Here is an 18,023-nt window from a genome sequence, read left to right on the forward strand (position 1 = left end):
CTATCCCCTTATTACTCGGCGCCGCCGACAAAGTCTAGCTCGCTGCCTTCTTTAAGAGTAACGTAAGCTTTTTTCCAGTCGCTACGACGACCGAAACGTGCGCCAGTACGTTTTGTTTTACCCTTAACGTTAAGTGTGCGAACACCCGTTACTTCTACTTCAAAAAGCTTCTCAACTGCTACTTTAATTTCAGCTTTAGTTGCGTCATTTACTACTTTAAAAACAATAGTATTGTTTTCTTCAGCAGCAATTGTGCTTTTTTCAGAGATATGTGGAGCAAGGATCACTTTTAAAAGACGTTCTTCGCGAATCATGCTAGCGCCTCCTCAAGTTGCTTAACAGCAGCGGCTGTAATAAGTACCTTATCGAAAGCAATTAAGCTTACAGGATCGATACCAGCTACATCACGTGTGTCAACCTTATAAAGGTTACGTGCCGATAAGAAAAGATTTTCATCTACTTCTTCAGTCACGATAAGAACATCTTTAAGCTCAAGTTCTTTAAGCTTAGCAACTAGTTCTTTAGTTTTTGGTGCTGCTAGAGCAAAACTTTCAACAACGATTAAACGCTCTTGACGAACTAATTCAGATAAGATGCTTTTAATCGCACCACGGTACATTTTACGGTTTACTTTTTGGCTGTGGTCTTGTGGTTTAGCTGCAAAGCTAACGCCACCTGAACGCCAAATTGGGCTACGGATTGTACCGGCACGTGCACGGCCAGTACCTTTTTGAGCCCATGGTTTTTTACCACCACCGCTTACTTCAGAACGTGTCTTCTGAGCACGAGTACCTTGACGAGCACCTGCTGCGTATGCAACAACTACTTGGTGTACTAATGCTTCGTTAAACTCACGTCCAAAAGTAGCTTCAGAAACTTCAAGACCGCCAGAAGCGTCTTTAATTGCTAATTCCATCACTAAATCTCCAGGACTTATGCTTTAACAGCTGGTTTAACGATAACGTCACCGCCAATAGCTCCAGGTACTGCACCCTTAACTAAAAGCAAATTACGCTCAGCGTCAACGCGAACTAGTTCTAAGTTTTGAGTCGTTACACGCTCAGCACCCATATGACCGGCCATTTTCTTACCTTTAAACACCTTACCAGGTGATTGGTTTTGACCGATTGAACCAGGAGCACGGTGAGATAGAGAGTTACCATGTGTAGCGTCTTGCATGCTGAAATTCCAGCGCTTAACACCACCTTGGAAACCTTTACCTTTAGAAGTACCGGTTACGTCAACCTTGTTGATTTCGTTGAATAATTCAACAGTAAGCTCAGCGCCTACTTCAAAATCGCCTTCACCACCGTTAAGGCGGAATTCCCACAGACCGCGACCCGCTTCAACACCAGCTTTAGCGAAATGACCCGCTTTAGCTTTGTTTACACGACTTGCTTTTTTAGTGCCTGCGGTTACTTGAAGCGCGTTATAACCGTCTGTTGCGTCAGATTTGATCTGAGCAATGCGGTTAGGTGTCGCTTCAATAACTGTCACAGGGATAGATACACCATCTTCAGTGAAGATTCGTGTCATACCCACTTTACGACCGACTAGACCTAATGCCATTTTCCTAAAACCTCTCTAATCTTTCGATTAACCCAGGCTGATTTGAACATCAACACCAGCAGCAAGATCTAAACGCATAAGCGCGTCTACAGTCTTGTCAGTTGGTTCTACGATGTCTATCAGACGTTTATGGGTGCGGATCTCGTACTGATCACGCGCATCTTTATTAACGTGCGGTGAAGTTAGTACAGTAAAACGTTCAAAGCGTGTAGGTAGTGGGATTGGACCACGTACTTGTGCGCCAGTGCGTTTCGCAGTTTCCACGATTTCTGCCGTTGATTGGTCAATCAAACGGTGGTCAAAAGCTTTTAGGCGAATACGAATGCGTTGATTTGACATTCTTAACCTCAATATAAAGAGCATATAAAAGAGCATAAAAAAACGACCGAAACAATCTTAAAACTTAAGATGTCGGCTGTTTGATTATATCTACGTTGAGTTCCAAATCGGAACTCCTGTTTATTAGCTTGAAATCCAAGCTTAATTTATCCTTTCTAATTCCCAGAGGAATTTTGAAAGCCTGCGTATTATAGAGGTATTGGTGATAAATGCAACAACTATTTAGAAACAATGTAATGAATACTAATTTGATTAAATATGCGTCCATACATGTTCAATAGCTATACTTGAACTAATGCTTTTGATGCTAGTCAACAAACAACTAAACATCTTAATTGCGCAAACTAAGGGATTTTTAGATATTATGGTATCCTGTTGCGCTAATTTTGCCCTTAATACTCTCAATATGGTGAGTCGATGCGTATTTTTAATTATTGTTTAAATGTTATGTCTGCTGGATTTAGTCGCTTATTTGTGAAAAGCAAAGTGCTGCCAGAAAATCCTATTAAACAGTATGATCTAAACCCTGAGTACCCTACATTTTACATAGTGCGTTTAAATTCACGTTTTGATTTAGCCGCGCTGGCACATGTTTGTAAAAAGAATGGCCTACCTAGCCCAACAGAAGAGCAAGTGCTAGGGACTCAAAATTTAGACCGTTTTATTGGTATTAAAAATCCTCCACCGTTATTTGGTGATGAAGCAAAACCAACCAATGCTTTAGCCCAAGGCAAGCAAATTATTGAGTACTTAATAAAAAGCGGTCAGCAAAACGTACAAGTGGTGCCTGTTACTATTTTATGGGGGCGCGATCCAGGTAAAGAAAAGCCAGGACTACGTACTTTAATTACACACTCTCTTACTCCAAGCTGGTTTAGAAAGTTTTTTGTGGTGTTATTTTCAGGGCGCGATAACTTTATTCGCTTTAGCCAACCACTCGACTTATCACTTTTAGTCAATGAAAAAGCCGATGTAAGTGAGTTACCTCATAAATTATTACGCGTAGCGCGTGTTCACTTTAAGCGCCAAAAGCTAGCTGCTACAGGCCCTAAAATGCCATCTCGTGAGCAATTGTTTAATTCATTATTAGCGTCACCTACTATAAAAAAAGCAATTCAAGATGAAGCTAACGCTAAAAACATTAGCCAAACAGAAGCTCGTCAAAATGCACTTAAGCTACTTGATGAAATAGCCGCTAATTACTCTGAAGCAATGATACGTGTGGCCGAAAGGTTTTTAACTTGGTTATGGAATAAGCTTTATAATGGTATTGATATTAAACACGCCGAACAAATTCATGAACTAACAGATAAAGGCCATGAAATAATTTATATGCCTTGTCATCGCAGCCATATGGATTACTTACTGCTTACTTACTCTATTTATCATTTAGGTTTAGTACCTCCGCATATAGCTGCAGGTATAAATCTTAACTTTTTCCCTGCCGGAGGCATATTTAGACGCTCTGGTGCGTTTTTTATTCGTCGCTCGTTTGCAGGTAATAAACTTTATTCTGCCATATTCAAAGAGTATTTAAGCCAACTGTTTATTAAAGGTTACTCTGTTAAGTTTTACACGGAGGGCGGTCGAAGCCGAACTGGACGCTTACTGCCGCCTAAAACGGGCATGCTATCTATGACATTACAAGCAATGCTACGCGGAATAGACAGACCAATATCTATTGTACCTGTGTACATTGGCTACGAGCACGTCATGGAAATTAACACCTACCTTAAAGAGCTGGATGGTAAAGATAAAAAAGGCGAATCTATATTTGGTATTTTTAAGGCAATCAAAAACCTTAAAAACTACGGTCGTGGTAATTTAAACTTTGGCGATCCAATCTCTATTAACCAATACTTAAACGATAACCAACCTGATTGGCGTGATTCAATACACCCAACTGACGTGCAAAAGCCACAATGGTTAGCACCACAAGTAACTAAACTTGCCGACCAAGTAATGGTTAAAATTAATAATGCAGCGGCGCTTAATGCGGTTAATTTACTAGCGATGATATTGCTGGTTAACGATAAACAAGCATTGAGTAAACCAAAGCTATTAGCTCAGCTTGATTTTTATCTGCGCTTACAGCGTGATGCCAGCTACAGTAACAAAGTAACTACACCAGACGAAACTCCAGAGCAATTACTAACGCATGCATTAAAGCTTAATAAGTTTGAAGTTATCAGTGATGAGTTTGGCGAAATTATTACGATTAGCGATAAAGAAAAAGTACTGTTTAACTACTACCGAAACAATATTTTGCACTTGTTTGCAGTACCAAGCTTAATTGCACTACATCTATTTAAACAACACAGCACTACGATTGCTCAATGCCAACAACTTGTAAAAACATTTTATCCGCTATTTGCTAAAGAATGGTATTTACAACCTCTTGATGAAAACTACATAACGCGTATTTTAGCTAATTTTGCCGATCAAAATTTAATTGAGTTTGATGGCGATAACATTCATATAACGAACAGTAACGACTGCTTAGCTAAGCTAGAAATGCTTGGACGAGCACTTAGCTTTACCCTACAACGTTACGCTATTGTGATTGGTTTTATTCAAACAAGTGATGGCATTGAAAAAGCCGAGCTTGAAAGAGAAAGCCAAGTACTCGCACAACGTTTAGGTACACTGCATGGTATTAAAACACCTGAGTTTTTTGACAAAAAAGTACTTGTTAGTTTTATTGAAAACTTACGTGGTGAGTCATTAATAACAGAGGGTGATAAGGGCTTAGTAGGTAGCACACAACTATGTGAAACCTACGCACACCTTAAAACATTACTGCCAGCACGCGTCTGGCAGTCAATCAGCGATATAGTTCAAGATCTGTGTAACTAGCAATGAATTTACAGAAGGGGTTAGCGTTGACGCATAACCCCTTCTTGCATTGTTGAGGCAACCAAGTTGCCTTGGCGATCAAAAAACTGCCCCCGTACCAAACCACACCCATTACTCGCACTTGGACTATCAATTGAATACAAAATCCAATCATCCATTCTAAATGGACGATGAAACCACATTGCATGATCAATAGTAGCTACTTGCATATTTGGCTGCATAAACGATACACCATGAGGTTGTAATGCAGTTGGTAAAAACTCAAAATCAGACGCATACGCTAATAAGTAATTATGGATACGCTGATCGTCCGGCATTTCACCATTAGCTTTAAACCAAATATGCTTTACCGGCTCCATAACTTCTGGTTTAAACGGGTTATGAAAAGTAACCGGTCGCATTTCAATAGGCATTTCACGGGTAAACTTATTACGGATAACCTCTGGGATATGCGAAGCGTTATCTTGGTAAAACTCAAGCGATGAACGTAATTCTTCAGGTGCGGGAACATCAGGCATTGTCGCTTGATGCGACAACCCATTTTCTTCACCCTGAAATGACGCGGTCATATAAAAAATAGGTTTACCGTACTGAATTGCTTTGACTCGGCGCGTACTAAAGCTCTTACCATCACGAATAGTTTCAACGTCATAAACAATGGGTTTAGCCGGATCGCCTGGGCGTAAAAAGTAAGAATGTAATGAATGAACTATTCGCCCTTCAGGTAGGGTTTCTTTGGCAGCAGAAAGCGCCTGCCCCATTACTTGACCACCAAATACAGCACCAAAGCCTAAATCTTGGCTTTGTCCTCGATATAAACCTTGCTCAATTTCTTCAAGTGTTAACAACGACAATAAATCATCTAATACTTGGCTCATTATTTCTTCCTCATTACCCTAGTGTCCAAATGATACTATACAATAGTGGGAAGTAAATATTTGTTAGGAATACTGTTATGGCTTACTGGCTATTTAAAACTGAGCCCGATGCGTTTTCATTAGATGACTTAAAAAATGCACCAAAGCAAACGACTCTTTGGGAAGGCGTGCGTAATTACCAAGCACGAAATTTTATGCGTGACGGCGTTAAGGTCGGTGATTCAGTCATGATTTATCATTCAAGCTGCAAACACGTGGGCGTAGCCGGCATTGCCGAGGTTACCAAAGAAGCTTACCCAGACCCCACTCAATTTGATTTAAGCAGCGACTATTACGATGCAAAAGCCACCAGCGACAAACCACGTTGGGTTGTTGTTGAGGTTACTTATCAAAGCCATTTAAAAAAATTAATTAGCCTTAAAGATATTAAAGCCAATGACAATATTACTGAAATCGCACTTAAAAAGGGCGGACGACTATCAATAATGCCTGTTACTAAAAATGACTGGGATGAAATAATCAAAATGACGCAGTAATATCCTATCGGTTTGACCTAATTTCATTGAGTTTGATATGATCTATATTGACTTATAGCTGGAGGATTAATGAAATTACTGTATTGGTTAGATGAATGGTTAACTCTCCCGCGCAATGAGCAACAAACTCGATTACCCATGACGGGTAATGATTTACTCGGCGATGTATTTGTTAAGTATGATTTTGTTGACGTTAATAAACCCCTGCTTTTTACCTTCTCCCCTGCTGGCACTAACGTGCAAGAGCAAGATCTTCACCCTGATTTTGCACCATGGGGTTATCACTTAGCTCAAAAACAAAACGTAAACGTAATCGCTTTTCAGCATTTAGGTAAAAGTAATTGGTTTCGTAATCGTAATTTAATCTTTTTTCTCGAGCAATTATCAACATTACTTACGCCGTTTAATTGTCGACTTGGCTATGGTTTAAGTCGTGGCGGATTTGCTGTTGGCGCTTTTGCTAAACTATTAAAGCTAAATCAGGTGTTGTTCTTCCACCCGGTAAGTACTAAAAATAAAGAATTAGTACCGTGGGATGACCGCTCTAGTACCGATATAGCTCAGCAGTTTGATTGGCAGCAAGATTATCACGATCTAGATTTAGGAGATGCCCAAGGCTATATTATTTACGATCCTACTAATCGTATAGACCGAATGCACGCTAAGCGCTATAAGCAGTTAACTCACTTACGAGTATTTGGTATGGGACATGGCACACATGCCACATATTTGAATAAGTTTGGATTTTATAAGCAAGTAGCCGTCGATTTTATCCAGCATCAGCAAATTGATATTGCGCAATTTCGTATGCAAACTAAAACCTTACGCTTTAAAGAGGATTATTACAAAAGCCTTAATAAAGCGAATGTAAACTCAGCTCACCGTCAAACACTATTAAGCAAAGCTCATAATATTTTGATTGATGAAAAAGAAGTTCACGTACAGGAACATCAGGCAAAAATTGATATTCAGCCATTAATAGATGTTGCCCTTAAGCATCAAGATGAGCATCCTAATGATGCCATTCAGTTATTAGAAGTTGCTCAACAACTTGTACCTGACGATCCTTTAATTGAGCATAAAATTAAGCAACTAGAAGAGTAACAACGCCAGTAAAAGCAGCTGTAAAGGCCAACTACTCTATTTGGCCTTTTTCTTTTTGTGCCCATACTTGGGCACAATGGCAAAGTACATCATTAACCCTAACCAAGAAAATATAATTATTCCCATTAGCCAGCCATTCTTTTCATGACCCTGTGTACGCTTACTGTTGAGTACAATAACGACAGGTAATATATAAGCACTTAAAACAACAATTAAAAATACAACTTCATTCATTATTTTTCTAGGCTCGACCAGTCTACTTCACTACTTAATACTCGATCTACCGATATATAGTGCAAAATATCGCCTTCACTTACTTTGTAATCTAATGGTGGATTTAAATCCATATTTTGCGCACTTAAATTATGAGCAACACCCAACAGTATTGCATCATGCTCAAGCTTAAAATGATGAAACAAAGTACCAAACTCCATATCTTTGCATCCGTTTGGTATTTTCAAGCTAAATTGTGTATCACCATGCAAAGTAGATAGCAGCTCCTCTTGCACACGGCTCGAACCTGGATCTTGCATTGAGCGTACTAGTATCTCAGCTGATTTTGCACTACTACACTCTACATTTTGGCAATGCTCTAACATCATCTCAACTTTGGTTTCATCTAAAAAGTGAGCGCTTATATGGCAATCATCTTTTACTAAGCGACTAATGCGCAGGGCTGTTGTAAATGTCTGATCGTCATCTTGACCATCAATAATCACTTTATCAGCACTACGAATAGCTACCCGCTCTAGCTCAGCTAAATTTGTAAAACTCGTTAAACGTGCAAAATCAACGCTTTCGTTAGCTAAAAAAGGATGATCCATTTGCTCTGTTACCGCGAGTAATATACGACGGTCAGTACGTTTCGTATCTGCCAAAATGTAATCAATCATCTTTTTTGTACGAGTGTCGTGCCAACCAAAAATAATAATATGGTGGTTACTGTGAGCAAAGTTTTTATCACCAGTCATAGCGCGCCTAATTAAGTAAGTAACAGTTTGTCCTGCTTTTCCTAGCAAAACACCAAATAAAGCTAAACCAAATGGAATTTGTATTAATGCAACCACCCAACGACCAAGATCAGTAGTTGGACTAAAGTCACCATATCCCACTGTTGATGTTGTTACTGTGTAATAGTAAAAAAAGGTAGTAAGCGAGGTTAACGCTTTCTCATTCGCTATAAATAGTAAGCTCCATGTTAATAGCATATGAGTCAAAATAGCTAATGCCACTGCTTGCCAACTCAACTGATCTATATGAGCGCGAACAAGTAACGCTAGCCTTTTAAATATCACCGGCATAATACAAAGTCTTCGTTAGTAAATTATCTATAAACAGTACGTTACTGTAAGCGATGCTTTTAAGCAATGTTTAAGCTTTTAACCGCAAATATTAGACTAAATGCTGTTTGCCAATGGTGATTTTTCATGATTAATTAGCGTTAAAATAATAACCAAAACAGTTGTGCTTATGCTTAATAAAATAGCCCGCCCTTTTACTAAAATTGTAGAGCGTTATCTTCCCGACCCTTTTATATTTGTAATTTTACTTACAATAATTACCCTTGTCAGTGCGAGCTTATTTACAACTGCAACTAACATTGAAGTATTACAAGCGTGGGGAGGTGGGTTTTGGAACTTATTAAGTTTTGCTATGCAAATGCTACTAGTGTTAATTACAGGCTATATGTTGGCAAGTACGCCACCTATAAGTAAGTTATTAGAAAAGCTAGCAACATTTGCAAGCACCGCACCTAAAGCAATTATATTAGTCACGCTTATTTCGCTTTTAGCGAGCTGGATAAATTGGGGATTTGGCTTAGTTATTGGTGCCCTTTTTGCCAAGGCAATTGCTAAACATACTCGTGTTGATTATCGATTATTAGTAGCCAGCGCTTACTCAGGTTTTGTTGTATGGCATGGCGGATTAGCGGGTTCGATTCCTTTAACTATCGCAACCGATGGTCACTTTTCAGAGGCCAGCATTGGTATTATTAGTACAGAGCACACTTTATTTGCGGGCTTTAATATAACCATATTAGTTGGTTTATTCATTATTATGCCGCTCGTTAATCGCTATATGCTGCCAAGCGAGCAAGAAAGCGTATATATCGACCCAGCTCTTTTACAAGAGACAACACCTAAGCCCACAACAATAACCAGACCTGCCCAACATTTGGAACAAAGTAAACTACTCGGTATGACAATTGGCTTATTAGGTTTGGCATATTTAGGCTATTACTTCTTTATTACTGGCGGAAACTTAAACCTTAATAGCGTTATTGCCGTATTTTTGTTTTTAGCTATTACGCTGCATCAAACACCCCATAATTTACTTAACAGTCTGCAACAAGCAATTCCAAGCGGGGCTGGCATTGTTATTCAATTTCCTTTTTATGCTGGCATTATGGCGGTAATGGTTGATAGCGGATTAGCACAACAGATATCACGTGGCTTTATTGCCGTTGCAGATGCTGATAGCTTGCCATTTTTTAGTTTTATAAGTGCAGGACTCGTTAATATGTTTGTACCCTCTGGCGGCGGCCAATGGGCAGTACAAGCGCCTATTGTTATACCCGCAGCACAAGAGCTAGGTGCCGATATATCTCGCGTTGCAATGGCTGTTGCATGGGGTGATGCATGGACTAATTTAATTCAACCTTTTTGGGCATTACCCGTCCTTGCTATCGCAGGCTTAAAAGCAAAAGATATTATGGGGTTTTGTGTTGTGCAGCTATTTGTAACTGGGGTTTTTATATCGCTGGTATTGAGCTTTTATTAACTGTAAACATAATAAAAAGGCGTGTAATACACACGCCTTGATTGTTTTATGCACTCTCGCTCTGCTGTTGTAGCTCCACCAACCTACCCTCTTTCAGTTGATAGACTTTGCTGGCCATGTTAATGGTTTCTTGGCGATGAGCAATCATAATCCGTGTGATTGGTAAGTGCTGAATTTGCTCACTTATTTTCGCCTCGTTGTCTTTATCTAAATGACTAGTTGCTTCATCCATAAACAACACGCAGGGCGATTGATACAATGCGCGAGCAAGGAGTAAACGCTGTACTTGACCGCCAGATAAGTTTGATCCCATATCACCTACTAATGAGTTATAACCCATAGTCATTTTGGTAATATCATCATGAATAGCCGCATGACGAGCACACGTCTCTATTTTTAAATAATTCGGCTGAGGGTCAAAAAAACTGATGTTATCAGCGATTGAGCCAGCTAACAATGTGTCATCCTGCATTACTGCAGCTATTTGTTTGCGATAGTTTTTAAGGCCAAGCTGGGTGATATCTTTACCATCCAGCAGTACTTTACCCGAGGTCGGCTGTAATAACCCCAGCATAATTTTCATTAGCGTAGTTTTACCCGCGCCAGATGGCCCTGTAATCGCAATCGAGTCACCGGTATTCAGCGTTAAATTAACATTATTTAAAATAGGCGCTTGCTCTTCACTGTAACTAAAGCAAATATTCTCGAGCGTAAGCTGACCTTTTGCTTTACCTTCGTCATCACCTGTATATGCCATTTCACCGTCACGATTAGCTTCTTGTTTCGTGAGTGCTATATCTGCAATACGGTCTAAGTGTAAGCGCATCATTTTGAATTGAATAATTTGCTCAATTAAGTTGGCAAAGCGGCTGGTTAACTGGTTTTTATAAGCAATAAACGCCAGTACCATACCAACAGACAAGCTATTGCTCATAACTAGCAATGCAGCAAAGTAAATCACCAATACATTTTCAAGGCCAAATAACAGTTTATTAAATGAATCAAAGCTAATGTTTAAACGCCCTAAACGGATTTCACTATTAATGACTTCAGCATAACGGTTTTGCCAAATGCCTTGGCGCTGCGATTCATTACCAAACAATTTTATAGTTTGCATACCGCGAATATTTTCTAAAAAGTTCGATTGCTCTTTGGCAGATGATTGAATCATTTCTTCAGTAGCTTGGTGCAGCGGCCTATACAGCGCTAAACGTACTAAGGTGTAAAGCACAATTGCACCTACAACTATTGCAGTGAGCTTTAGCGAATAAATTAGCATCATAATCAATACGGTAATAGCCATCACGCCATCGACCAGTGTTTCTACAAACCCCGTGGTAATACGCTCACGTATTTGCGCTAATGAGCCAAAGCGCGACACAATATCGCCGACATGGCGCGACTCAAAATAATTCATCGGTAGCCGCAATAAGTGCCGGAGTAAGTTCACACCCATTTGCATATTCAAAAGGCTGGAAAGACGTAAAATTAGCCAACTTCGTACCGCATTAGTCACCACCGAAATAATAGCAATCAGCGCAAAACCCATAGCAAGCACCGTTAATAACGATTCATCAAAACTAATGAGTACTTCATCCACCACCCACTGCATATAATAAGGGGTCATCAAGGCAAACAACTGTAATACAAGTGATAATGCTATCAGTTTTAGTAATCCCGCCTTTAAGCCCTTCATGGTGCTCCAAAGTTGGGTAAACTTCATCTGCGCTTTTTCTTGTTTAGCTTCAAACTTACTCGTTGGCGTGAGCTCTAAACAAATACCGGTAAAGTGCTTACTAAATTCATCACTACTTAAACTGCGTTTACCCACAGCAGGGTCATTAATTGCAAATTTAGCCGCAGCACCTTTGCCTGATACTTTAGTCAGCACTACAAAGTGATTTAAATCCCAATGTAAAATACACGGCGTTTGCAGTTTATGGACTTCCTCAAGCGGGCATTGTAACGCACGGCTAGCTAACCCTAAGTTATCACCCAACTCAATCAGCTGTTGTAAGTTCATCCCCTTTAAATTCGCCGAAAAGCGCTTACGCATGGCTGGCATATCCAGCCTATGACCGTGATAACTTGCCACCATAGCAATAGAGGCTAGGCCGCACTCAGCTATTTCGGATTGGAGGATAAGAGGTACTGATTTTAATACAGAAAAGTTCAAGCTATCCATGAAGCAAGTATTCCTTGATGAAACTTATACATGTGCTGTAAGGTTTGAAGTAACAACTATAAAAATTCAAATTCCTATGAGTTATAATAATCCTCAAAAGCTTATACTTTTATTAATCGTTATTTAATTACAGTTCTGTTTGAAGTTATAATTTACAAATAAAAATCAATATATCCAGCCCATTTGTTATGTGTTAGTATCAAGAAAAATAAGATAATAGGCGGCCAAATAAGGATTTTAACTCCAGAAAAAGCCGTTTTATCATTTTGTAAATCGGTTATGCTACGATTTCCATATTTTATATTTACTGGTAATAACGACATAATCAGGGCAATAAAAAGTTCTATGTGATCTGTAACTACTCCTATTGGTAAGAATACGATAAGAGCAAAAAGACTTGCATTATATACTTTCATAGCTGTCCTTTTTAGCATAGCTATAAGAATAGCTATGCTAATTATTTATTATACGTTTGAAGCAGCGCCACCCATGAAAGAGATTCTTGGTAGAAGGAACCTTGCTGCAGCTGAACCAATCGGCCCACCAACCGCACTAGATAACCCTCCAGCAGCGGTAGCAGCACCTAAACCACCCCAACTAAAATTGCCCGAAGTCGCTGCACTTCCTAAATAACCAGCAGCACCAATTACAGCTCCCAAACCAGCACCTGCAGGTCCAAAACCACCATTCGCTTCTTGAATTTCTTTTACATTTAATTCACGCATAATGTTATACTCCATAAATCCGATGCTTTTTAGTTAAGTCATCTGGTTGTTAAGATGCTCCCCTTCAATAAAGGTGAGCGATTAATAGGCTGGCTTTAGCTGCTCGCTAAAGTTAACTAAAGCTAGCCGCCTTTTCAGTGTTTGCATTTAGCAAATCACCAAAACTTTTAAAGTTACTTCTCTTCTCAACATTAAGCACTTTCACTCTGCGCTTGGTTATGCACTAATTTACCACTTTTAAGCACAAACACGTTACTCGCCATATTAATAGTTTCTTGGCGGTGAGCAATCATAATGCGTGTGATGGGTAAGTGCTGAATTTGCTCACTTATTCTAGCCTCGTTGTCTTTGTCTAAATGGCTAGTTGCTTCATCCATAAATAACACACACGGCGATTGATAAAGCGCTCGCGCAAGGAGCAAACGCTGTACTTGCCCGCCTGATAAGTTCGACCCCATATCACCCACTAGAGAGTTGTAACCCATAGTCATTTTAGTAATATCATCATGAATAGCGGCATGATGAGCGCACTGCTCTATTTTTAAGTAGTTAGGTTGTGGGTCAAAAAAGCTGATGTTATCGGCGATTGAGCCCGCTAGTAACGTGTCATCTTGCATCACGGCGGCTATTTGCTTACGGTAGTTTTTAAGGCCGAGTTGGGTAATATCTTTACCATCAAGCAGCACTTTGCCTGAGGTTGGTTGTAATAACCCCAGCATAATTTTCATTAGCGTAGTTTTACCTGCACCAGATGGCCCGGTAATCGCAATAGAATCACCGGTATTCAGCGTTAAATTAACATTATTTAAAATAGGCACTTGGTCATCACCGTAACTAAAGCCAATATTTTCAAGGGTAAGCTGGCCTTTAACTTTACCTTCGTCATCACCTGTATATGCCATTTCACCGTCACGATTAGCTTCTTGTTTCGTGAGTGCTATATCTGCAATACGGTCTAAGTGTAAGCGCATAATTTTAAATTGGATTATTTGTTCTATCAAATTAGCAAAGCGGCTAGTCAGTTGGTTTTTATAGGCAATAAAGGCCAGTACCATACCAACAGACAAGCTATTGCTCATAACTAGCAATGCAGCAAAGTAAATCACCAATACATTTTCAAGGCCAAATAACAGCTTATTAAATGAATCAAAGCTAATGTTTAAACGCCCTAAACGGATTTCACTATTTATTACCTCAGCATAACGGTTTTGCCAAATGCCTTGGCGCTGCGATTCATTACCAAACAGTTTTATAGTTTGCATACCGCGAATATTTTCTAAAAAGTTGGATTGCTCTTTAGCAGATGATTGAATCATTTCTTCAGTAGCTTGGTGCAGTGGCCTGTAAAGCGCTAAACGCACTAAGGTATAAAGCACAATTGCGCCAACAACTATCGCAGTGAGCTTTAGCGAATAAATTAGCATCATAATCAATACGGTAATAGCCATCACGCCATCGACCAGTGTTTCTACAAACCCCGTGGTAATACGCTCCCGTATTTACGCTAATGAGCCAAAGCGCGACACAATATCACCCACATGGCGCGACTCAAAATAATTCACCGGTAGCCGCAATAAATGCCTGAGTAAATTAACTCCCATTTGCATATTCAAAAGGCTAGAAAGCCGTAAATTAGCCAACTTCGTACCGCATTAGTCACCACTGCAATTATAGCAATCAGCGCAAAACCCATGGCAAGTACCGTTAATGACGATTCATCAAAGCTAATTAATACTTCATCCACGACCCACTGCATGTAGTAAGGGGTCATCAAAGCAAATAGCTGCAATACCAGTGATAACGCTATCAGCTTTATTAACCCTGCTTTTAAGCCCTTCATGGTGCTCCAAAGTTGGGTAAACTTCATCTGCGCTTTTTCTTGTTTAGCTTCAAACTTACTCGTTGGCGTGAGCTCTAAACAAATACCGGTAAAGTGCTTACTGAATTCATCGCCATTCAAACTGCGTTTACCTACAGCAGGGTCGTTAATTGCAAATTTAGCTGCAACACCTTTGCCAGAGACTTTGGTCAGCACCACAAAGTGATTCATATCCCAGTGTAATATACACGGCATTTGTAGTTTATGGACTTCATCAAGTGGGCATTGTAGCGCACGACTAGCTAGTTCTAAATTATCACCTAGCTCAATCAGCTGCTGTAAGTTCATACCCTTTAAGTTAGCCGAAAAGCGCTTGCGCATCGCTGGCATATCCAGCTTGTGACCGTGATAACACGCCACCATAGCCATAGAAGCAAGACCGCATTCCGCGATTTCGGATTGAAGGATAAGAGGTGTGGTTTTTTGTAAGTTAAAGCTTAATAAAGAATCCAATATATACCCCAAAACCACACATATTTAACACGATATAGCTCATTTGTACCTTCGATTCATTTCAACCCAGCAGGAGTAGCTCCAAAAAGGAGAAGATATAAATAAAATGAAAACAACCCAAAAAGATTCTAAAGTTAAAGAACTTAAAAGCAACTTAGAGACAATAAATATGAGACTGGACATTACACCAAACAAAAAGCCATAAAAAAGTATAAATTTCTTTTTCCCAATACCTTTTATTTTATCCCACTTCTTATTTTTATTTCTAATCATATAAACCTCTAAAATTTAGGAAGCCTGGCCGCTTACGCTTTAGACTTCCTAACTTAAATTATGGCTCTATTTTACCAAAATAGGCTGCAGCTAGAATTCCGATACCACCCGAAATTGCAACCCTAGAAGCGCCTGTTACAGCACCAACAAGCATTCCAGCAGGTCCACCCATCATAAATCCAACAACAGCTCCACCTAGAATTGCAGCACCATAACCAACGGCAACATCACCTGCAGCAACTCCACCATTCACTTCCTGAATTTCATTTACGTTCAATTCACGCATAATTTTAAACTCCATAAGCCCGATACTTTTTAGTTAAATCATCGGGTTGTTATATACATAACCTTTACAACAAAGATGAGTGTTGGCTGGCTTTAGCTGCTCGCTAAATTTAACTAAAGCTAACCGCCTTACGATGTTTGTATTAAATAGACATCCAGATATTAAAACATCTAAAACCAGCACTTCACTTACTAATAGGACTATTTATTCTTTATCTCAGACCAAAAAAGCTCTTTACTCTTAGGATCTAAATTACAGACTAACTTACGCTTTGAAGCGGTATCTATAATAGATCCAAGTGAGTACGCTAAATCATTAAAATAACAATATCTTGATAAATCGATTTCGCGTTTATTTTTCTTTTTATCTGAATGCTCATCCGCTGTAACAGCAAAAGGCAAAAATAAGACAACAAAGGCTACTATTAATTTATTCATATCTATTCCTTTAATTTATTATGGCTCTGATTGACTCCAGCTACCATCAGCTTGGCAAATTTGACCATTAGGAAGTTCAGCACCTGTTGAATATGATTTATCGGCATAAACACACTCTCCACCACTCACTTCTTGAATTTCATTTACGTTTAATTCACGCATACTGTTATACTCCATAAATCCGATGCTTTTAGTTAAGTCATCGGGTTGTTAATGTGCTCCCCTTCAATAAAGGTGAGCGGTTAATAGGCTGGCTTTAGATATCCGTCTAAAGTTAACTAAAGCTGGCCGTCTTTTTCGGTTGTTTGCATTTAGCAAACCACCAAAACCTTTAAATTTTTTCTTTATCTCGTAAAACGCTATAATTAACTTACTCGTCCTTTTAGGCTATACAGCGGCTCGAGCAGCCATTCAATTAGTGTGCGTTGCTCTAGCATAATATCCGCCTCAAACAACATGCCGCTTTTAAGCTCAAACGCTTTACCATAAGCCTGCATTTGTTGTTGGCTGAGTGTTGCTCGCAAACGGTACACAGGCTCTTGCAGTGAAATGGGCAAACGTATTTCATTTGGGGTAATGAGTGCTTTGTCGATGCGGATAATTTTGCTGTTAATAAAACCAAAGCGTTGGTAAGGGAAAGCATCAAAACGCAGGCGCGTATCGTTACCTAGCTGTATAAAGCCTGCTGAACGTGTTGGTAGCAGTAACTCTGCTACTAGCTCTGATCCTTCGGGAATAATATGCAGTAGCGGTTTGGCTTGGGTGAGTGTTTCACCTTCTACTACTTGAATCCCCGTCACAACACCGCTGTTACTGGCCGTAATGGTGTACTGATAGTTACTTTTAATTTGCGTAAGTTGGTTTTGAATGTCGGCTTGCTGGCGTTTAAGACTATTTATGCGCAGCGTATATTGCTGGGGTACATTGGCAATATTAAAGCTAAGTTGGCTTAACTGGTTTTCTTGCTGCATCAGCAAACGCGCTAGGTTTTGTTTTTCTTGTTTGGCATCTAACAGGGCTTGTTGTTGTTGCTCACGCTCAATATTTGATAAAAAACCGTTTTTATTAAGCTGATTAAGGTTACTTTGTTGGCGGTTCAGTAGCGCTAGTTTTTCATCAGTAAGTTTAAGTTGGCTTTGTAATGCAGCTTGCTCATTAGTTAGTGCACGTTTTTGTGCCTGCAAGTTAAGTGACTCTTGCTTTTGTAGGGTGTGGTTTTGTGTAATTTCGTCATTAAGCAGTTGTATTTGCATACTTAGCTGCTCAACAAGTTGAGTACTTAATGCAATACCTTGACTATTATTTTGCTGCACAATGATGGTCGCCAACGGCTGACCTTTAGTAACGGCATCGCCCTCTTGTACCAACAACCGCTCAATCATGCCACCTTGATTAGCAAAGCTTTGGATCACCCCTTTATTGGGCATTAAAAAACCACGCACTGTTTCTTTACGAGAGTATTCCGCGGTAAACAAGAAGGTAATAACTGCGATAGCGACACAAGCCAGAACAAACACAGTTAATTTTATTGATAAAGGTTGGGCGAGGGTAATCGCCCCTGTTAAACGCTCACTTTGCTGAGCGACAGCTTCCTTTCTAAATAACATCCCTGAACAATCCCTGAACAATCCCTGAACAATCCCTGAACAATCCCTGAACAACTCTGATAGCGGTAAATTACATCTTTAGTTACAAAAAAACAACAATAAAAATACAAAAACT

Annotated in this window: 20 protein-coding genes; 4 read left to right on the plus strand and 16 right to left on the minus strand. The window is 39.6% G+C overall.

Annotated features, from left to right (window positions below; all coding sequences use genetic code 11):
• Positions 1-11 precede the first annotated feature (11 nt).
• Genes rplW through rpsJ form a run of 4 tightly spaced genes read right to left on the minus strand, consistent with a single transcriptional unit; the run spans position 12 to position 1,908 of the window.
• The gene (rplW, locus tag FFU37_RS14020; protein ID WP_002957896.1) at positions 12-314 is read right to left on the minus strand and encodes a 50S ribosomal protein L23; all 303 of its coding nucleotides are present in this window, start codon (positions 312-314) and stop codon (positions 12-14) included.
• Complete coding sequence (gene rplD / locus FFU37_RS14025) at positions 311-916, minus strand: 50S ribosomal protein L4 (RefSeq protein ID WP_002957897.1); 606 nt, start codon at positions 914-916, stop codon at positions 311-313. Before rplD ends, rplW begins: the two co-directional genes overlap by 4 nt.
• Positions 917-933: 17 nt before the next feature.
• Positions 934-1,569 (minus strand): 50S ribosomal protein L3, encoded by a 636-nt coding sequence (gene rplC, locus FFU37_RS14030; RefSeq protein WP_002957898.1) that lies wholly within the window; start codon positions 1,567-1,569, stop codon positions 934-936.
• Between the two features lie 27 nt (positions 1,570-1,596).
• On the minus strand, positions 1,597-1,908 hold the full coding sequence (rpsJ, locus tag FFU37_RS14035) for a 30S ribosomal protein S10 (protein WP_002957900.1): 312 nt from the start codon (positions 1,906-1,908) through the stop codon (positions 1,597-1,599).
• A 417-nt stretch (positions 1,909-2,325) separates the two neighbouring features.
• Between rpsJ and plsB the strand changes: the two genes are divergently transcribed.
• Positions 2,326-4,764 carry a glycerol-3-phosphate 1-O-acyltransferase PlsB gene (gene plsB / locus FFU37_RS14040; RefSeq protein ID WP_138489745.1) on the plus strand — a complete coding sequence of 813 codons (2,439 nt, stop codon included), beginning with the start codon at positions 2,326-2,328 and terminating at the stop codon, positions 4,762-4,764.
• A gap of 20 nt (positions 4,765-4,784) precedes the next feature.
• On the opposite strand, the gene tesB is transcribed toward plsB, so the two are convergent.
• Positions 4,785-5,642 carry an acyl-CoA thioesterase II gene (tesB, locus tag FFU37_RS14045; protein ID WP_002957902.1) on the minus strand — a complete coding sequence of 286 codons (858 nt, stop codon included), beginning with the start codon at positions 5,640-5,642 and terminating at the stop codon, positions 4,785-4,787.
• A 77-nt stretch (positions 5,643-5,719) separates the two neighbouring features.
• Between tesB and FFU37_RS14050 the strand changes: the two genes are divergently transcribed.
• Together FFU37_RS14050 and FFU37_RS14055 are read left to right on the plus strand one after the other, a co-directional pair.
• Positions 5,720-6,178 carry an EVE domain-containing protein gene (locus tag FFU37_RS14050; RefSeq protein WP_138489746.1) on the plus strand — a complete coding sequence of 153 codons (459 nt, stop codon included), beginning with the start codon at positions 5,720-5,722 and terminating at the stop codon, positions 6,176-6,178.
• Between the two features lie 69 nt (positions 6,179-6,247).
• Entirely contained in the window at positions 6,248-7,282 is a 1,035-nt protein-coding gene (locus tag FFU37_RS14055) for a cytosolic protein (protein ID WP_138489747.1), read from the plus strand.
• Positions 7,283-7,318: 36 nt separating this feature from the next.
• Here the strand turns inward: FFU37_RS14055 and FFU37_RS14060 are convergent, their stop codons facing one another.
• Together FFU37_RS14060 and FFU37_RS14065 are read right to left on the minus strand one after the other, a co-directional pair.
• Positions 7,319-7,516, minus strand: coding sequence for a PLDc N-terminal domain-containing protein (locus FFU37_RS14060; protein ID WP_002957905.1), 198 nt, complete (start codon positions 7,514-7,516; stop codon positions 7,319-7,321).
• Complete coding sequence (locus tag FFU37_RS14065) at positions 7,516-8,583, minus strand: potassium channel family protein (RefSeq protein ID WP_138489748.1); 1,068 nt, start codon at positions 8,581-8,583, stop codon at positions 7,516-7,518. Before FFU37_RS14065 ends, FFU37_RS14060 begins: the two co-directional genes overlap by 1 nt.
• A 169-nt stretch (positions 8,584-8,752) precedes the next feature.
• On the opposite strand from FFU37_RS14065, the gene FFU37_RS14070 reads away from it, so the two are divergent.
• Positions 8,753-10,063: a short-chain fatty acid transporter gene (locus FFU37_RS14070; protein ID WP_138489749.1), complete on the plus strand. Its 1,311-nt coding sequence runs from the start codon at positions 8,753-8,755 to the stop codon at positions 10,061-10,063.
• Between the two features lie 46 nt (positions 10,064-10,109).
• Here the strand turns inward: FFU37_RS14070 and FFU37_RS14075 are convergent, their stop codons facing one another.
• From FFU37_RS14075 to FFU37_RS14105, 9 genes are all read right to left on the minus strand, one after another.
• Positions 10,110-12,248 (minus strand): peptidase domain-containing ABC transporter, encoded by a 2,139-nt coding sequence (locus FFU37_RS14075; protein WP_138489750.1) that lies wholly within the window; start codon positions 12,246-12,248, stop codon positions 10,110-10,112.
• 152 nt (positions 12,249-12,400) lie between these two features.
• Positions 12,401-12,664 (minus strand): hypothetical protein, encoded by a 264-nt coding sequence (locus FFU37_RS14080; RefSeq protein WP_039488988.1) that lies wholly within the window; start codon positions 12,662-12,664, stop codon positions 12,401-12,403.
• Positions 12,665-12,712: 48 nt separating this feature from the next.
• Positions 12,713-12,973, minus strand: coding sequence for a hypothetical protein (locus FFU37_RS20430; protein WP_175413908.1), 261 nt, complete (start codon positions 12,971-12,973; stop codon positions 12,713-12,715).
• Positions 12,974-13,164: 191 nt separating this feature from the next.
• Positions 13,165-14,421: a peptidase domain-containing ABC transporter gene (locus tag FFU37_RS20510; RefSeq protein ID WP_336432858.1), complete on the minus strand. Its 1,257-nt coding sequence runs from the start codon at positions 14,419-14,421 to the stop codon at positions 13,165-13,167.
• 161 nt (positions 14,422-14,582) lie between these two features.
• Positions 14,583-15,305, minus strand: a complete 723-nt coding sequence (locus tag FFU37_RS20515; protein WP_336432859.1) for a cysteine peptidase family C39 domain-containing protein — start codon at positions 15,303-15,305, stop codon at positions 14,583-14,585.
• Positions 15,306-15,636: 331 nt separating this feature from the next.
• A complete protein-coding gene (locus tag FFU37_RS14095) occupies positions 15,637-15,864 on the minus strand; it encodes a Blp family class II bacteriocin (RefSeq protein ID WP_138489751.1) in 228 nt (75 codons plus the stop codon).
• Between the two features lie 200 nt (positions 15,865-16,064).
• Positions 16,065-16,301, minus strand: a complete 237-nt coding sequence (locus tag FFU37_RS14100) for a DUF1496 domain-containing protein (RefSeq protein WP_138489752.1) — start codon at positions 16,299-16,301, stop codon at positions 16,065-16,067.
• A gap of 18 nt (positions 16,302-16,319) precedes the next feature.
• The gene (locus FFU37_RS20320) at positions 16,320-16,463 is read right to left on the minus strand and encodes a hypothetical protein (RefSeq protein WP_175413909.1); all 144 of its coding nucleotides are present in this window, start codon (positions 16,461-16,463) and stop codon (positions 16,320-16,322) included.
• A gap of 203 nt (positions 16,464-16,666) precedes the next feature.
• Positions 16,667-17,908 carry a beta-barrel domain-containing protein gene (locus FFU37_RS14105; RefSeq protein ID WP_138489753.1) on the minus strand — a complete coding sequence of 414 codons (1,242 nt, stop codon included), beginning with the start codon at positions 17,906-17,908 and terminating at the stop codon, positions 16,667-16,669.
• Between the last annotated feature and the right edge of the window lie 115 nt (positions 17,909-18,023).

The sequence above is a fragment of the Pseudoalteromonas distincta genome, from assembly GCF_005877035.1.
GTDB lineage: Bacteria > Pseudomonadota > Gammaproteobacteria > Enterobacterales > Alteromonadaceae > Pseudoalteromonas > Pseudoalteromonas distincta.

Coding starts and splice junctions, on each gene's coding strand:
- rplW (WP_002957896.1), bottom strand. CDS start 314: ATGATTCGCGAAGAACGTCTTTTAAAAGTGATCCTTGCTCCACATATC.
- rplD (WP_002957897.1), bottom strand. CDS start 916: ATGGAATTAGCAATTAAAGACGCTTCTGGCGGTCTTGAAGTTTCTGAA.
- rplC (WP_002957898.1), bottom strand. CDS start 1,569: ATGGCATTAGGTCTAGTCGGTCGTAAAGTGGGTATGACACGAATCTTC.
- rpsJ (WP_002957900.1), bottom strand. CDS start 1,908: ATGTCAAATCAACGCATTCGTATTCGCCTAAAAGCTTTTGACCACCGT.
- plsB (WP_138489745.1), top strand. CDS start 2,326: ATGCGTATTTTTAATTATTGTTTAAATGTTATGTCTGCTGGATTTAGT.
- tesB (WP_002957902.1), bottom strand. CDS start 5,642: ATGAGCCAAGTATTAGATGATTTATTGTCGTTGTTAACACTTGAAGAA.
- FFU37_RS14050 (WP_138489746.1), top strand. CDS start 5,720: ATGGCTTACTGGCTATTTAAAACTGAGCCCGATGCGTTTTCATTAGAT.
- FFU37_RS14055 (WP_138489747.1), top strand. CDS start 6,248: ATGAAATTACTGTATTGGTTAGATGAATGGTTAACTCTCCCGCGCAAT.
- FFU37_RS14060 (WP_002957905.1), bottom strand. CDS start 7,516: ATGAATGAAGTTGTATTTTTAATTGTTGTTTTAAGTGCTTATATATTA.
- FFU37_RS14065 (WP_138489748.1), bottom strand. CDS start 8,583: ATGCCGGTGATATTTAAAAGGCTAGCGTTACTTGTTCGCGCTCATATA.
- FFU37_RS14070 (WP_138489749.1), top strand. CDS start 8,753: ATGCTTAATAAAATAGCCCGCCCTTTTACTAAAATTGTAGAGCGTTAT.
- FFU37_RS14075 (WP_138489750.1), bottom strand. CDS start 12,248: ATGGATAGCTTGAACTTTTCTGTATTAAAATCAGTACCTCTTATCCTC.
- FFU37_RS14080 (WP_039488988.1), bottom strand. CDS start 12,664: ATGAAAGTATATAATGCAAGTCTTTTTGCTCTTATCGTATTCTTACCA.
- FFU37_RS20430 (WP_175413908.1), bottom strand. CDS start 12,973: ATGCGTGAATTAAATGTAAAAGAAATTCAAGAAGCGAATGGTGGTTTT.
- FFU37_RS20510 (WP_336432858.1), bottom strand. CDS start 14,421: ATGGCTATTACCGTATTGATTATGATGCTAATTTATTCGCTAAAGCTC.
- FFU37_RS14095 (WP_138489751.1), bottom strand. CDS start 15,864: ATGCGTGAATTGAACGTAAATGAAATTCAGGAAGTGAATGGTGGAGTT.
- FFU37_RS14100 (WP_138489752.1), bottom strand. CDS start 16,301: ATGAATAAATTAATAGTAGCCTTTGTTGTCTTATTTTTGCCTTTTGCT.
- FFU37_RS20320 (WP_175413909.1), bottom strand. CDS start 16,463: ATGCGTGAATTAAACGTAAATGAAATTCAAGAAGTGAGTGGTGGAGAG.
- FFU37_RS14105 (WP_138489753.1), bottom strand. CDS start 17,908: ATGTTATTTAGAAAGGAAGCTGTCGCTCAGCAAAGTGAGCGTTTAACA.